This window comes from Pseudomonas idahonensis (assembly GCF_037903935.1).
GTDB lineage: Bacteria > Pseudomonadota > Gammaproteobacteria > Pseudomonadales > Pseudomonadaceae > Aquipseudomonas > Aquipseudomonas danubii.
The window spans coordinates 4,800,474-4,815,733 of the sequence record NZ_CP149586.1 but is presented as its reverse complement, the minus strand read 5'-3'; the positions used below and the strand labels follow the sequence as shown (position 1 = coordinate 4,815,733).

At 64.2% G+C, this 15,260-nt stretch carries 9 protein-coding genes; 1 reads left to right on the top strand and 8 read right to left on the bottom strand.

The genetic code is table 11. From position 1 onward, the window contains the following. Positions 1-155: 155 nt before the first annotated feature. The 7 genes from WIN67_RS21510 to WIN67_RS21480 all read right to left on the bottom strand — a co-directional run bounded on the left by WIN67_RS21510 (position 156) and on the right by WIN67_RS21480 (position 11,702). Positions 156-5,114 (bottom strand): hemagglutinin repeat-containing protein, encoded by a 4,959-nt coding sequence (locus tag WIN67_RS21510; protein WP_339070033.1) that lies wholly within the window; start codon positions 5,112-5,114, stop codon positions 156-158. 101 nt (positions 5,115-5,215) lie between these two features. Beyond that, the gene (locus WIN67_RS21505) at positions 5,216-6,940 is read right to left on the bottom strand and encodes a ShlB/FhaC/HecB family hemolysin secretion/activation protein (RefSeq protein WP_422394634.1); all 1,725 of its coding nucleotides are present in this window, start codon (positions 6,938-6,940) and stop codon (positions 5,216-5,218) included. Positions 6,941-7,705: 765 nt separating this feature from the next. Beyond that, positions 7,706-9,037 carry a deoxyguanosinetriphosphate triphosphohydrolase gene (locus WIN67_RS21500; protein WP_102860919.1) on the bottom strand — a complete coding sequence of 444 codons (1,332 nt, stop codon included), beginning with the start codon at positions 9,035-9,037 and terminating at the stop codon, positions 7,706-7,708. Positions 9,038-9,284: 247 nt separating this feature from the next. Beyond that, positions 9,285-10,448, bottom strand: coding sequence for an EAL domain-containing protein (locus WIN67_RS21495; RefSeq protein WP_102880423.1), 1,164 nt, complete (start codon positions 10,446-10,448; stop codon positions 9,285-9,287). Between the two features lie 210 nt (positions 10,449-10,658). Beyond that, complete coding sequence (locus WIN67_RS21490; RefSeq protein WP_102860921.1) at positions 10,659-11,000, bottom strand: hypothetical protein; 342 nt, start codon at positions 10,998-11,000, stop codon at positions 10,659-10,661. Next, entirely contained in the window at positions 10,997-11,386 is a 390-nt protein-coding gene (locus WIN67_RS21485; RefSeq protein WP_102860922.1) for a phage holin family protein, read from the bottom strand. Before WIN67_RS21485 ends, WIN67_RS21490 begins: the two co-directional genes overlap by 4 nt. A 1-nt stretch (position 11,387) precedes the next feature. Continuing rightward, a complete protein-coding gene (locus tag WIN67_RS21480) occupies positions 11,388-11,702 on the bottom strand; it encodes a DUF883 family protein (protein ID WP_011062506.1) in 315 nt (104 codons plus the stop codon). A gap of 333 nt (positions 11,703-12,035) precedes the next feature. Between WIN67_RS21480 and WIN67_RS21475 the strand changes: the two genes are divergently transcribed. Continuing rightward, positions 12,036-13,244, top strand: coding sequence for an ammonium transporter (locus tag WIN67_RS21475; protein ID WP_102880985.1), 1,209 nt, complete (start codon positions 12,036-12,038; stop codon positions 13,242-13,244). A 50-nt stretch (positions 13,245-13,294) separates the two neighbouring features. On the opposite strand, the gene WIN67_RS21470 is transcribed toward WIN67_RS21475, so the two are convergent. Beyond that, positions 13,295-15,250 carry a monovalent cation:proton antiporter-2 (CPA2) family protein gene (locus tag WIN67_RS21470; protein WP_339070032.1) on the bottom strand — a complete coding sequence of 652 codons (1,956 nt, stop codon included), beginning with the start codon at positions 15,248-15,250 and terminating at the stop codon, positions 13,295-13,297. Positions 15,251-15,260: the final 10 nt, after the last annotated feature.

Below are 15,260 nucleotides of genomic sequence, written 5' to 3'. Positions count from 1 at the left end.
GTCCTACAGCGAATAAGGGGAGGTATTACAGCCAGTTGGCATAGAAGGGAAGTTAAAGCGGGATTGACCTGCATCGGGCTGCCGGGTACAGCGGTAAAAAGTCGGCTGGCGAATGCCATCGCAGGCCGCCCCCCGGGAGGAGGGCGGCCTGAGCCTCATGGTGTTTTCTTATCGATACCGGCTTGCAGCAGCTGGCTGTCACTGTGGGCGCCGACACGCAGCGGGCCGAGGTTGAACAACTGGTCCTTCTGGGTGGCGTCATCCTGTTTGCGGGTCAATTCGGCCACGCTGCCGGTGGCAATGTTGACCGGTGACTTGGACAGGTTGGCGCCGACGTCCACGCGCAGTTCCGAGCCGGCCAGGTCGGTTCTGTTGACCTTGGATCCACCCAGCTCGACGCGGCCCTCGCTGGCCCCGATGCGTGCACCGGTAAGATTGGTTTCACCGCCGACCCGCAGGTTGACGCCCTGCTGGGTACTGATCCCCGAGGCCTGTTCCACGCGGTTCTTGCTCTCGTGGCTGACGTTCAGGTTCAAGGTCGGGGTATAGGAGGTCTTACCGCTCTTGTCGCCAAACAGCACGCCTTCAGCGGTATTGGCCACTTTGCTGCCGGCGGTGTTCTTCTCGCTGACCGAATAGCTGTCGCTGGTTTTTGGCCAGAAGCGCTCTTTCAGGCTGGAGAGACGATTGCCCACGGCGTCGGCCTTGTCGGCCAGGTAGTGCTTGGCCTTGTCCACGCCGTTGCCAATGGCGCCGCGTGGTTCAGGGTTGACATCGTAGCTGCCGCTGCGGCTGAGTTTCTCCCCCAGGCGTTCCTTGGCTTCGCTGGCTTTGGCGACCACGCTGTCCTTGGCCGAGCTGACCTTTTCCACCCCTTTGTCGACGGCGTTTTCCAGCTTCTCGCGGTGTTTGTCGAAACCTTTCTCGGCCTTGGCCTTCAGGTCGTCCTTGAGCGGACCGGCCGGCTTGGCCAGCTTGTCCACCAGCCCTGGCTGGTTCTTCGCCACTTCCAGCTTGGCGTCGATATTGACCTGGGTGTTACGCAGCCGGTCCTGACGGCTTTCGATGTTGAGGTCGCCACCTATGGCCCCGTCGAGCCGTTGCGCGTCGATGTTGGCGCCGGCCAGATGCACGTTACCGGCACTGTTGAGGGTCACCTGATCGGCCTTGATCAGGCTGTTGTGCTGAGTCGTGTTCTGGCGCTGATCGACGTCGATCTTGACCCGGGCATTGATCCCGCGATCGACTTTCGGCGTGTCGTGCTCACTGGCGTCGGCCAGGGTGGTCTTGCCCATGCTGCCACCGGCGCCCAGGGTCAGGCCCCAGTTGTTGTGGGCCTGGGTGGATTGCGCCGACTCCTGGTAGATGCCGCCCTGGGCCGCATCCAGCACCACCTTGGCGGCGTCGATGCGCGTGCCCTGCAGGTGAATGGCGCTGTCGCCCTCGGCTGCGCTGCCCAGTCGCACCTGGCCCTGGCTGTAGAGTTGGGCGCCGCGCTGGCTCTGGTCGTTTTCATTGACCCGGCCGATGTTGAAGTTGGCGCTGAGGTTGACGCTCTTGCCGCTGCTTTGCTCGCTGCTGGTCTTGCTGCCACCGGCCGTGAGGCCGCCACCGAGGTTGCTGCCCTGGCTGTGGTGGGTGTCCACCGCTGCTTGCAGGTCGAGCTTGCCGCCGGCGTCCAGGGTGATATCGCCGGCCGGCCGCGCGGCGTTGCCGATCTGTGTGCCTTGCAGCGTCAGGTCGCTTGCACTCTTGAGGTTGACCGGCCCCTGGCCCTGGATGCTGGCAACCCGCGCCTGGCTGTCCTGCTGCTCGAGGCTCTTGTGATCCAGTTGCAAGCCGGCGCCGACGTTGAGGTTGGTGCCGCTGCTACCCGGAGTGGTGCCCAGGGTCAGGGAGGCATCGCCACGCAGGCTGGAGTTGCTGCTGCTCTGGCGATCATTGGCCTGATTGAGTGCCAGCTTGCCGTCGGTCTTGATGTTGACGCCGCCCAGGCCGCCATTGAACTGGCTGCCTTCGAAGCTGGCATCGCCACCGACCTTGATGTCCACGCCCTGGCTGCCGGCGTAGCTGCCGACCTGGGCCTTCTCGGAGCTGCTGGTGACGTTGCTGCTGCCACCGGCACCGCTGCCACGGATGTTCAGGTCTTCACCGGTGTTGGTGTAGACCCGTACGCCGGCCTTGGCGTCCACGGCCTGTTCGCTGCTGCTGTGGGTATCGCTGGCGGCACTGGCCACCAGGCTGCCGGCGCTGATCTGCACGGCGCCGTCGGTGGCGCGGTACTGGGTGCCCTGGTCCTTGAGTTGCCCATCGGCCTTGACCGCGACCTGGGCGCCGCTCAGCTGGCTGACCACGGCGGTGCTGGCGTTTTCGCTGCGTTGGCGGTTCTGGTGGCTGACATCCACATCGAGCCCGACATTGGGCTGTTCCAGGGCATCGAGTACCCCAGGCTGGTGGAACTTGCGCTGGGCCACGCCCTGGATGGCTTTTTCGATGGGGCGGGTGACGCCCTTGTATTCGACGTTGGCGCCGACATCCACCGCCCAGTTGTTCTCCTTGTGGCTGCTGCTTTCGTGGTTGTGCGCGGCCTGGTTGTCGATCTCGGCTGCATTGACCTGCAATGCACCGCCGGCCTTGACCTGGGCGCCTTCGGTGGTGAGGCGGTTGCCGGCATTGATGGTCAGGTTGCCGCTGGCAGCGATGTTGCTGGTCTGGGCAGTGCTCTTGCTGCTGCTGTCCTGGCTGCTGGTGTGGGCCACTTCCAGGCCATTGCCGGCGCGGTCCAGGCCGCCGGTGTAGTAGAAGCCGCCACCGGTGGTGGTGCTGTCGCTGTGCTTCTGGGTTTGGTTGTCCGCAGCCAGCAACTGCACATTCTTGCCGCTCAGGCTGGCATCGCCGGCCGTGGCCGCAAGGTCGCTGCCTTGCACCTTGAGGTCCTCGCCGGCGGTGACCGCCAGGGTGCCGCCAGTGAGGCTGGAGGCCTGTTGCCGGGTGCTGTCGCTGCTGTCGTTGCGCTGCTCATCCTGGTAGCGCACTCCAGCCCGGTACTGGCCGGTGCCCGGGGCGTTTTCCTTGGCGTAGGCGTCGAAGCCGCGCTTCTGGGTGCTGCTGCTGTCGTGCTGGGTGTCTGCCGCGGCCGCGACCTTGATCGTGCCCTTGGCGCTGGCGTCCAGTGCTCCCGCAGCGGCCACCTGGGAACCGCTGATGGTCAGGTCCTCGGCACTTTGCAACTTGAGGTTGCTGTCCGAGCGCACCTGGCTGCTGACGGTGGTGCTGTCCTTGTGCTGCTGACGGCTCTCATCCTTGGTGATGCCGAAGAACTTGCTGTCCTTGCTGTGGCTGTTGCGGTGGGAGGTGTCCTGCACGCCGTCGATGGTCAATGAACCCTTGTCGCTGATAACGCTGGCCTGGGTGCCGCCCCGGGCCTGGCTGCCGCTGATGCGTACGCTGTCGGCGCGCACGATCAGCTTGCCGTCGGCGATGACCTTGCTGCCCTGGTTCTCGGTCTTGCCCTGGTCCCCGTCGGCGTTCTTGCCGAAGAAACCACCGCCCACCAGGTCACCGGAGTAATGCTGGTTGCTCTGGCTTTGCCGGCGGCTGGCGCTGTTGATGTCGACGTCCTTGGCGGCCAGTTGGATGTCGCCCTGGCTGTGCAGTTCGGCGCCCTCAAGGCGCAGATTCTGCTGGCTGTCGAGTTGCAGTTGCTTGCCGCTCTTGAGCTGGCTGGTGACGCTGCGCTGCTGGCTGCTGGCGTTGTCCCAGTTTTCCTTCCACAGGTGCTTGCGGTGCTTGCCCTGGTCGCGCTGGGTCTGGGTTTCGGTGGCGGCAGTCAGTTGCAGGTCGCCGCCGCTGCGGGCGCTGAGGTTATGACCGGCTTCGACGCTGCTGCCCTGGATCTGGGTATTGGCGCCGGATTTCAGCTCGGCGTCATGCTGGGCCAGCACCTTGTTACCGTGCTGGCGTGTTTCGCTATCGGTCTGGGTAGCGTCGTAGGTCTCCCAGGTGATGCCGATGGTGCTCTTGTCCCACTGCTGGCGTTTTTCCTGGAGCTTGCGGCTTTCGATACTGCTCAGGGTCAGGTTGCGCCCGGCATCGAGCTTGACGTTGCGGCCGCTGACGTCGGTGGCGGCCAGGGTCAGGTCCTTGGCACCGTGGAGTTCGATATCACCCTGGCTGCGAACACCGGCGCGCGTGGCGTCGAGGCTGTTGGCCACGGCCTCGCCGCGGATGTCCAGATCACCGGCGGAGCTCAGCTTGACTCCGTCGCGGCCATCCACCTGGACGGCGCCCACCCGGACTCCGGCACCTTCAGCGGTGCTGACGATGTTGATCCGCCCGGCCTGCATGGCGCCGAACAGGCTGGCATCGATGCGCTGGTCCTGGGTGTGGCTGGTCGGGGCGACCTTCAGCACCTTGCCGCTGGGGTAGTCGAGCTGATTGCGGCCCACGGTCACGTTCAACTGGTCCCGGGCGGCGAGGCTGCCTTTGCTGTCGATGCGTGGGGCGATCAGGTTGATCGAGCCTTCGGCATTGCGCAGACCGCCGCCGTGGATATCCAACTGGCCCCGAGCGTCCTGGGTGTTGAGCCCCTGCAGCTTGCCGTCCTGGAGTTCCGGGCGACCCACCACCAGGCTGGCATTGGGGGTGTTGATGAAGCTGCCGCCATTGACCGAGATGCCGTTGGGGTTGGCCAGCACGAAGTCGGCGGCGCGGCCGAAGATTTCCTGGGCGCCATTGAGTTGTGAGGCGTTGCGGCTGATCACCTCGTTGAGGATCACGCTGGCCGCCTGGCCCTGGAGTTGCGCGTTGGCCGCCAGTTGTCCGGCCAGTTGCGACTGCCCGGCCTGCAGGGCGTTGTTCAAGACCACGCCTTGTTGCCCGACGTTGTAGTCCAGGAACTGGTTATGGGACAGGCCACCGGCATTGGGCGCGACGATGTTGACGATGGGCACGCCGCCCTGGTTTTGCAGTTGCGGGGTGCCGCCGGGGCCTTCGACCACGGTGATTCCGCCGGCCAGGGCCAGGGGCAGATGGGACACCAGCAGCAGGCCGGCGATGGTCCAGCGCAATGTGCCCTGGGGTGAAAGGTTGAATCTATGAGTGTTGTCAGGCATGAGAACCTCGTGCTGAGTGGGTGAGCCGGGCGTTGCTTTCTTGGGTGCAACGGCGCGTTGTGCTCAGGTTCATCGGGTGTTTCAGGCTAATCGGCGGTTGATCAAATCTGCAGGCTGAACCTGGCCAGCCAGACTTCCGGTTCCGTGCGAAAGCCCTGCGGGTTGGTGAGGCTGTGTTGGTAATCCAGGTCGACCTGGAGGTTTTTCCAGGCCAGGTTGAGGCCCAGGCTGGCACCGCCGAGATGGCGGCTCTGGGCGCCGTGCTCGGCCTTGATCCAGCCGTTGTCCAGGCCCAGGCGTGGGGTGATCTTGACCGGCAGGTCGCTGTTGAGCGGCAGACGCAGCGTGTTGCGCCACACCGCGCCGATGGCGCCGGAGGCACTGTTGACGCGGTAGCCGCGCACGGCCGAGTCATCGGTGCCCAGCAGTTGTTCGATGGCCGGCAGCGGGTCCGGGCTGTATTGGGCCGAGAGTTGGCTCTGCCACTGCCAGCGCTGGTTGCCCCACTGGCCGTTGCGCCACTGGCTGAGGCCGGCGCGGTACTTGCGGAACTGCGCCTGGGGCAGGTTGCGTTGCACCTGCTGCGAGTCACGGTCGGCGCCGAACCAGGTCAGGCCCTGGGCGTAATTGACATCCAGGTTCCATACCGCGCTGTTGAGCCAGAACAGGTTGAGTCCTGCCTCGGCCACGGTCAGGGTCGGGCTCTGGATCTGCAGGTGGGCTTTTTGCAGATAGCTGTCCACGTCCTTGTAGGCCAGTTGCAGGTTGGCGCTGAGCTGGTGGCTCTGGTCGCGCCACAGCACCCGGTCGGCGCGGCCGCTGACCATGTCGGTGCGGCCGCTGTTGTACAGGGTGGTGCGGGCCAGCTTGAGCGGGGCGCGGTATTCGGCGTGGCTGGCGAACAGGCTGTAGGTCCAGTAACCGTAGGGCACCGAGTAGAACAGGCTGCTGCTGCGGCTGTAGCGCGGGCCGTGGTTGAGGGTGTCGCTGTAGTTCAGGTTCAGCGCGTCGTTGATCTGCAACGGGCTGTCGAGATTGAGGTTGATCGACTGCCGGTCGCGGCCGGTGCCGGCGCTGCCGAGGTTATCCACACCCAGGCCGAGGCCCCAGCGTGCGGCGCTGCTGCGCGAACGCAGGATGATCCGCGAGGCGCCGGGCTGGCTGCCCGGGGCGATATCGGCGGTCAGGTCCAGGGAGCGCAGGCGGTTCAGTTGATCCAGGCCCTGCTCCAGGTCTCGCAGGTTCAGGGGCTTGCCGAGCATGCCGGGGAAGGCCCCACCCAGGGACACCGGCAGGCTCTGGTCGGCCAGTTCGATGGCTTCGACGTAGCCTTCTTCCACCAGGATATCCAGGCTGTGGCCGGCGGCCGGAGTGCTGGCCAGGTAGGGGCGGCTGGCGATGTAGCCGGCCTCGACGTAGAGACGGGTGATGGCGGCCAGCAGTTGGTTGATCTGGTTGACCCCCATGCACGGCGCCACGTACGGCTTGATGGCGTCATTGAGCCGGGTTTTGCTGAACAGGCTGACGCCGCCGATGCGGGTGCCGCTTAAGGGCCAGCAGCGGCTGTCGCTGGCGGTCTGCTCCGGCAGGTTGGGCGTGGCCGGGGTGCTGCTGAAGCTGCCGCGCTGCATCTGCCGCTGGCGCTGCTCCAGTTGCAACTGTTGCAGGTCCCGTTGCTGTTGCTGCTGCAGGCGCAGGGCTTCCTGACCCGGTTGCAGATCGTCGGCCAAGGCCGGGGCCAGGCAACTCAGACCCAGTACCAGTCCCAGGCACCAGCTGCCGGAGTGGGCAAGAAGGGAGCGGTCGGTGCGTGATGAATAGGGCACTTGGCATCCTTACTGTAAAAAGACCAAGTGACGAACAACAGAAAAGCCGATCGTTGAGGCTCAACTAGTGACGTCGCTTTAAGTTCTGCACGATGAATATGAGGTGCCGTCGATTGCTATATCGGGGGCCTATGTTCAAGTGCTCGCGAGTGACAATTCCTGAGTGAGAGCCGGGTGCTTCAATCTAAAATCAGGTATGACAAAAGGGTTGAGTGAGTTGCAGTGCAAACGTTACAGCGCAGTGTGAAATTAATTTTTCCGAGGGCGGTCAGCGGGGAAATATCTTGTTGAAATCGAGACTATCCGAAACTAAAAACTCGATTTGTACGTAAATTGTAAATGCATAGAAGGCTAACAAAAATTCCTGGCGGCCTTGATTGGCAAGGGGTTCAGGGAAATCGTGAGAATCTGCAAAGGTAGGATGTTTGGTTGAATCAAGAACAGGTGTTCGAATTTGTGAAAGCAGCGCAATATCTGCGCCCCGCACACCAAGTGTTTACGGCTAGTTGCTCTTTCTACCTGAGTAGTTGCTCTAGTCGTGTTGTTCGTTAATTGAAGTCATGTTGGTCGGGGAATGCCTTAGAGTCGGACTCTTGAATGAAATGCCCGTAGCGCCGAGTGTTTTTCCCCTTGTACTGGCGTATATCCGGAGTTTGTCGGCTGCTGTTGCGGCGGCCTGGCTAGGGGAATCCCTTAGTTGTCGATTGGATGTTGCAGGTCATATCAAGTGCCTGGCGCAGCGGCCAGGCACTTGATGAGCGAGGGTCATTGCGGACTTGAGCGTCCGGTCATTTCCCGGGCCATTTCACTGGCGTAGCTGTCGGTCATGCCGGCGATGAAATCGATCATGCGCAGGAACGAGGTGTGCAGCGGCCAGTTCGGGTCCGGCGCGTTATTGCCCAGCAGATCGAGAATCCGCCGGTTCTTGAACGACGGGGTCTTGCCGCCGTGCTGCTCCAATGCCGCGCCGCAAAACGAGTTCAGGAGAATTTCCAGGGTGGTGTAGGCGCCGATCTCGTGCAGGGTCTTGCGCTTGTCCTGGAAGATCTTGCGCCGCGCCACGTCCTTGGCATTGAGCACGCAACGCTTGGCCGGGCCATGCATGTGCTCCACCAGATCGCCGTGCAGGGTGCCGGCCAGCAGTGCGTCCTGCTGTTCGACAAAGGCCCGGGCGGCGGCGTTGGTCAGGTGCTCAATGGCCTTGCCCCGCAGGATCGCCAGGCGGCGCCGGCGCGAATCTCCCGGGCCCAGCTGGCGATAGGTTTCCGGCAGGTCGTCGCCCACCAGCCCCAACAGCAGGGACTCGACTTCGGCGTACTCCAAAAGGTCCATCTCCAGGCCGTCTTCCAGGTCGATCAGGGCGTAGCAGATGTCGTCCGCCGCTTCCATCAGATACACCAGCGGATGCCGGGCCCAGCGCTGTTCCTCCAACTGCGGCAGGCCCAGCTTGTGGGCGATCTGTTCCAGCAGCGGCAATTCGCTCTGGTAGCAGCCGAACTTGTGCTTCTTGTAGCCCAGGGAATCGGCGTGGCGCGCGGTCCAGGGGTACTTGAGGTAGGTGCCGAGGGTGGCGTAGGTCAGCCGGGTGCCGCCATCGAACTGGTGATATTCAAGCTGGGTCAGGACCCGGAAACCCTGGGCATTGCCTTCGAAATTGAGGAAGTCCTGGCGTTCGGCCTCGCTCATCGCGTCCAGCCAGCCACGCCCGGCGGCCTGCTGGAACCAGTGGCGGATGGCGTCTTCGCCAGAATGGCCGAAGGGCGGGTTGCCGATGTCGTGAGCCAGGCAGGCCGACTGCACGATCATCCCCAGGTCGCTGGGGTCGCACCAGTCGGGCAGGGCGCCGCGCAGGGTCTCGCCGACGCGCATGCCCAGGGAGCGACCGACGCAACTGACTTCCAGGGAGTGGGTCAGGCGAGTGTGGATATGGTCGTTGCTGGACACCGGGTGCACCTGGGTCTTGCGCCCCAGGCGGCGGAAGGCGCCGGAGAAGATGATGCGGTCATGGTCTTTATGGAAAGGGCTACGGCCGAGTTCTTCCGGGCTGTGCACTGGCTTTCCGAGGCGTTCGCGGTTGAGCAGGGTCTGCCAATCCAAGGCGGGGTCTCTCCGAAAAAAAACTGAAGGGCAGAGCTTCCGGGTTCCTGGGCGTGGCCGCAAGAGGCGCATGGTCTGCGCTGGTGCATCTATAGGGCCGACGCCTTCGCTGGCAAGCCAGCTCCTACGCGGAAATGGCGTGGCCTGCGCCCCACCTGTAGGAGCCGGCTTGCCGGCGAAAGGGCCCGCAGCCCGTGCACCCATCGTGTCGCCGCGCTCGCTGCGCTCGCCGGCAAACGGGACGGGGCTACAGGCCGGCGGCGTCGATATCGATCAGCAGCAGGCGCTGGCCGTTGTCGAAGAACTGGCCGGCAGTCAGGCAGTACTGGTTGCTGGTGGCGTCGCGGTAGGTGTTGGACAGGGTCAGGCGGCGCTCCTCCCAGCCTTCGGCCAGCAGGTGATAGAAGTACGGGCGCCAGGACCAGTTGTGGCCCACATAGCTGCTGTCGGCCTGCCAGCGGTTATGGCGCCATTCCAGATTGGGCGTCAGTTGGGTGCCGTGGCGGTCGCACTGGTAGAAACGCAGCAGCCAGGGAAAGGCCTCCACGGCGGGCAGTTGGCTGATGGGAGCCTGAGCCTGGGCCCAGGCCTGCAACAGGTTCATCAGCTCTGCCAGTTGCAGGCGCATGCGCATCAGGCGGTTGCGTTCGGCCAGCTTGTGCCGCACATAGCGCTCGCGCAGGCGGGCGAAGGGCTGGACGAAGGCATCGCTGGCGAACAGCTGTTCCTCGGCCCTGGCAAACAGGAAGCCCTGTACGTAACGCGAGCCGCACTCCAGGGCGAAATCCAGTTCGGCCTCGGTTTCCACCCCTTCGGCGATGATCCAGCAGCCGGTTTTTTCCGCCATCTGTGCCAGTGCCTTGACCACATCGCTGCTGGGCCCGCCCCGGGCTGCGGCCTGGAACAGGCGCATGTCGAGCTTGAGGATGTCCGGTTGCAGCGCCAGCACCCGGTCCAGTTGCGAGTAGCCGGCGCCGAAATCGTCGATGGCGATTCGCGCTCCCGCCTGGCGATAGCGCGCCACCACCTCGGTCAGGCGCTGGCTGTTGCCCCCCAGCTCGGTGATCTCGAAGACGATGCGCCGCGGATCGACCTCGTTTTGCTGCAACTGCTTGAGGCTGGGCAACGGCTGTCCTGGCCGCAATCGACTGATCCAGCGTGGGGAAATGTTCAGGCTCAGGAACCAGTCCGCCGGGGCTTCGTGTAGGCGGCGCAAGGCATCGTCGCGGACCAGGCGATCAAGACGCCGCAAGGCGCTGGAAGGGGTGCGGGGATCGGCGAACAGCGGCCCCACCGACGCCAGTTGCCCATTGCCCTGGCGCAGGCGGCCCAGAGCTTCGACTCCGGCAATGCGCCCGGTAGCGGTATCGATGAATGGCTGGAAGCAGGCGAGCGGTTGCCCGTCGATCACAGGGCCTCCTTATAGAGTCTTGTTGGTAGGGGGCTGTGGCTGTCGGGTAGACAGACAGGCGTCCAGGCTGGGTGAACATTGCCGCGTTCAGCAATATGGCGTTTTCACCCACCCTGGGTCGACCCCTTGGTAAAGGGGCCGATCCGGGTTGCTTAGCAAGAATGCAGCCAGATCAGCCGTTGCCTGTTGCAGGCGCTTGACGATGCTCGCTCAGGGTTTGCGCGAGGCGCCTTGCAGCGCCAGTCTGATCAGTGGCAACAGGCTGGTGCCCAGGCGTATCAGGCGGGTGAGGCTGCTGGTGCCGCCGCTCTTGGCACCCTTGCCGGTGATGAACCCCAGCAGGGTCACCGCCGCCACGCCCCAGAGTGGGGCGTGCTTGATGCCAAAGCCTTCCTGCCAGCTTTGCCCAAGGCCGCGAACCCGTTGCAGGGGTTGCAGCAATTGCTGGGACTCGTGACGGATTTCCTGGCGGTGCATTTCCATGCGCAGGCGGATCAGTACCTTGCGCATTTCCCGGCGTGAGGTGTTCTGCGGAATGTCCGGCAACTTCATGGCAGCAGGCGCTCCCGATCATTGGCCAGCTCTTCGAGCGTGGCGTGGAAGGGCGAAGATTCATCAAAGATCGCCGACTTCAGGCGCAGGCCGCAGAACACTGCCGCCAGGGTATAGAACACGCACAGGCCGATGATCCCGGCCAGGCGATAGCTGTCCCACAGCAGGATCAGCACCAGCGCCGACAACCCCACCAGCAACAGCAGGGCAAACACCAGGGCCAGGCCGGCGAACAGCAGCAGGCTGACGGTGCGGGCTTTCTGTTCCTGTAACTCGATGCCGAACAATTCGACGTGGCTGTGCAACAGGCCCAGGACAGCGGCCCCCAGGCGCCGCGAGGACGCGCTTGGACCGCTGCCGGACGAAGTGGATTCGCCGATAGCCATATCAGCGCCGCGTCGCCAGCAGGCCGATGAGAAAGCCGACGCCGGCAGCAATCCCGACGGACTGCCAAGGGTTGCTCTGTACATAGTCTTCAGCAGCCGTGACTGCAGCCTGGCCACGCTGGCGCAGGGAGTCCTCGGTCAGTTGCAGGGTTTCCCGGGCCTTGAGCAGGCTGTCGTGGATCTGCTCGCGCAGTTCATCGGCCTGGTCGCCGGCCAGGGTCGCGGTGTGTTCCAGCAGACGCTCCGTGTCACTGACCAGTGCCTGAAAATCCGCCATCAGTACTTCTTGAGCCGTCTTCGCCGTTTTGCTGGCCATGGTTGTTTCTCCGTTGATTGCGTGTGTGAGCTATGAGTGTGAGCCCCGAGTGAAGGTTCACTGTAATTGTCTGGTACAGCTTTTGCTTTGTCCTGGTGCGCAAGGCGTGAGGCTTGCGCCGAAAACGAGCAAGGGTGGCGCTGCAGCCCGCGTAAACCCTGGCCAAAAAAATCACAACCTCAGGTCAATCTCCTTCCCGTGGTTTCGCGTGCGGCCCCTGGCGCGCCAAAACGGTTCACCGATTACGCGTGATGGCGTGTCCCGGAGCCAATTTGGTGCAAGGCCGGCCGTGAAGCCGGGGAGATGATGGCCGATTTCGGATCTGCCTACTCCATGGAAAATCTGCAAAGCGCTGTGGACACCCTGGTCCACGGTTCCAACACCCTGTTCATTCTGATCGGGGCGGTCATGGTCCTGGCCATGCACGCCGGTTTTGCCTTCCTCGAAGTGGGCACGGTCCGGCAGAAGAACCAGGTCAATGCCCTGTCGAAAATCCTCAGCGACTTCGCCGTCTCGACCCTGGCCTATTTCTTTATAGGCTATTGGATCTCCTACGGCGTGAGCTTCCTGCAACCGGCGGCGGTGATCAGTGCCGACCACGGCTACGGTCTGGTGAAGTTCTTTTTCCTGCTGACCTTCGCCGCAGCGATTCCGGCGATTATCTCCGGCGGCATTGCCGAGCGTGCGCGTTTTGTACCGCAATTGTGCGCCACGGTGCTGATTGTGGCGTTCGTCTATCCATTCTTCGAGGGGCTGGTGTGGAACGGCAACTTCGGGGTGCAAGCCTGGTTGCAGCAGCGTTTTGGCGCCGGCTTCCATGATTTTGCCGGGTCGGTGGTGGTGCATGCCATGGGCGGCTGGCTGGCGCTGGCGGCGGTGCTGTTGCTGGGGCCGCGCAATGGCCGTTACCGCGACGGCAAGCTGGTGGCGTTCGCGCCGTCGAGCATTCCCTTCCTGGCGTTGGGCTCGTGGATCCTGATTGTCGGCTGGTTCGGCTTCAACGTGATGAGCGCCCAGACCCTGCAAGGGGTGAGCGGGCTGGTGGCGGTGAACTCGCTGATGGCCATGGTCGGCGGCACCGTGGCGGCGTTGATCGTCGGACGCAACGACCCGGGCTTTTTGCACAATGGGCCGCTGGCCGGGTTGGTGGCGATCTGCGCCGGCTCCGACCTGATGCATCCGGTGGGCGCCTTGGTCACCGGGGCGATGGCCGGGGCCTTGTTCGTCTGGTGCTTCATGGCCGCCCAGAGCCGCTGGAAGATCGACGATGTGCTCGGAGTCTGGCCGCTGCATGGCCTGTGCGGTGTGTGGGGCGGGATTGCCTGCGGGATCTTCGGCCAGAGTGCATTGGGTGGGTTGGGCGGTGTCAGCCTGGCCAGCCAGTTGATTGGCACCGGCCTTGGGGTACTGGTGGCGCTGCTGGGCGGATTCGCCGTGTATGGCGTGATCAAGGCCGTCTGCGGGCTGCGCCTGACCCAGGAGCAGGAGTATTACGGCGCCGACCTGTCGCTGCACAAGATCGGTGCGGTGAGTCAGGACTGAGGGGCCACCGGCCCAGGCAGCGAACTGCTCAGGGCCGGGGCGGGACGGCCTCAACCGCCCTGCAGGCGTGCTTCGCAGGCCTCGATCGCGGCCTGGGAGCCGGACACCAGTATCCGGTCTCCGGCTCGCAGGCGCGGGGCCGGATTGAGCGGCAGTTCGCTGCCATTGCGTTGCACGCCTTGCACATCCACGCCCAGTGCTTCCAGTCCCAGCTCTTGCAGCAGTCGGTTGCAGGCGTGGGCGTCGGCGTCGAGGTTGACCGCGTGCATTTGCACCGCGGGTGGCTCGTGATTGTCCTGGGTGCTGCTTTGCGCCCCATGGTAGAAGCCGTGCAGCAGGCGATAGCGGCTGTGACGCACCTCGTCCACGGTGCGTTGTACCCGTTGCTCCGGCAGGCCGAGCATGATCAGGGCGTGGGAAGCCAGCATCAGGCTCGACTCTAAAAGCTCTGGCACCACTTCATTGGCGCCGGCGGCCTTGAGTTCCGCCAACTGGCTGTCATCCCGGGTCCGCACCAGGATCGGCACGTTGCGATCCAGGCGTCGCGCTGCCTTGAGCACCGTCAGGGCAATGTCGGTCTTGTCCACGGCAATCACCAGCAGGCGGGCCCGCTCCAGGCCCACGGCGGCCAGCAGGTCGCCACGGCGGCAATCGCCGTAATGCACGCAGCTCTCTGCCGCCGAGGCCTCCTGGACCCGCACCGGATCATCGTCCAGGGCGATGAATCGCAGTTGCTCGTGACGCAGGAAGCGGCCGATGGACTGGCCGACCCGGCCATAGCCGCAGATCACCACATGGCCCTGCAGTTCGGCGTTCTGCGCGCTGATTTCCTCCAATTGCGCGGTTTGGTTGGGCTTGCGGTGCAGACGCGCGGTGATCACCGGCGCGGCGCGCAGCAACAGTGGGGTCAGCAGCATGGAGCTGAAGGTGGCGGCCAGCAGCAGGCCACTCAAGTGCGACGGGATCATCTGGGTCAGTTGCATCTGCGCCATCAGGGCGAAGCAGAACTCGCCGCCCTGGGCCAGGGCCAGGCCGCTGCGCCATGCCGTCTCGCCGTCGCTGCCGCGCAGCTTGAGCAGGATCGCCACCACGCTGCCCTTGATCAGTAGCAGGGCCATGGTCAGGCCGAGGATCAACAGGCTGTGGTCGATGAACAGTTGCAGGTCGATGAGCATGCCGATGCTGACGAAGAACAGCCCCAGGAGAATGTCGCGGAACGGACGGATATCGGCTTCGATCTGGTGCCGGTAGTGGCTTTCTCCCAGCAGCATGCCGGCAAGGAAGGCCCCCAGGGCCGGCGACAGGCCCAGCAAGTGGGTGAGCCAGGCGGTCAGCAGCACAATCACCAGGGCCAGCAATACGAACAGCTCGGCAGAGTGGGAGGCGGCGACTTCGTGGAACAGCCGGGGTAGCAACCAGCGGCTGGCCAGCAGCAGGCCGAAGAACAGCACCAGGGTCTTGCCCAGGGTGACAGGCAGGGCCCAGTACCAGGCCTGGTCGCTGTGGCCGGCGAAGACCGGCACCAGGGTCAGCAACAGCACCGCCACCACGTCCTGGAACAGCAGCACGCCGATGGCATTCTGTCCGTGGCTGCTGAAGATCTCGCCGAGGCTGGTCAGCTCCTTGCTGACGATGGCGGTGGACGACAGGGCCAGGCCGGTGCCGAGCATCAGCGCCGAGGTCAGGGGCATGCCGAACAAGGCCAGGAGCACGCCGAGGATCAGGCCACTGCACAGCACTTGCAGGCTGCCCAGGCCAAACACCACGCGGCGCAGGGCGAGCATCTTCGACAGGGAGAATTCCAGGCCCAGGGAAAACAGCAGGAAGACCACCCCCAGTTCCGCCAGGTCCGGCAGGTCCTCGCTGTCATTGACCCAGTCCAGGGCGGTGGGCCCGACCATCAGCCCCACCGACAGATAGCCCAGGACCGGTGGCAGGCTCAGGCGCCGGAACAGCGCAATGACCACCAGTGATGAAGCGAGAATGATCAGCAGATTGGCAAACAACGGGCATCTC

Excerpts from the sequence above, each read along its gene's own strand:
- WIN67_RS21510 (WP_339070033.1), bottom strand. The coding sequence starts at position 5,114 with ATGCCTGACAACACTCATAGATTCAACCTTTCACCCCAGGGCACATTG.
- WIN67_RS21490 (WP_102860921.1), bottom strand. The coding sequence starts at position 11,000 with ATGAAGTTGCCGGACATTCCGCAGAACACCTCACGCCGGGAAATGCGC.
- WIN67_RS21485 (WP_102860922.1), bottom strand. The coding sequence starts at position 11,386 with ATGGCTATCGGCGAATCCACTTCGTCCGGCAGCGGTCCAAGCGCGTCC.
- WIN67_RS21480 (WP_011062506.1), bottom strand. The coding sequence starts at position 11,702 with ATGGCCAGCAAAACGGCGAAGACGGCTCAAGAAGTACTGATGGCGGAT.
- WIN67_RS21475 (WP_102880985.1), top strand. The coding sequence starts at position 12,036 with ATGGAAAATCTGCAAAGCGCTGTGGACACCCTGGTCCACGGTTCCAAC.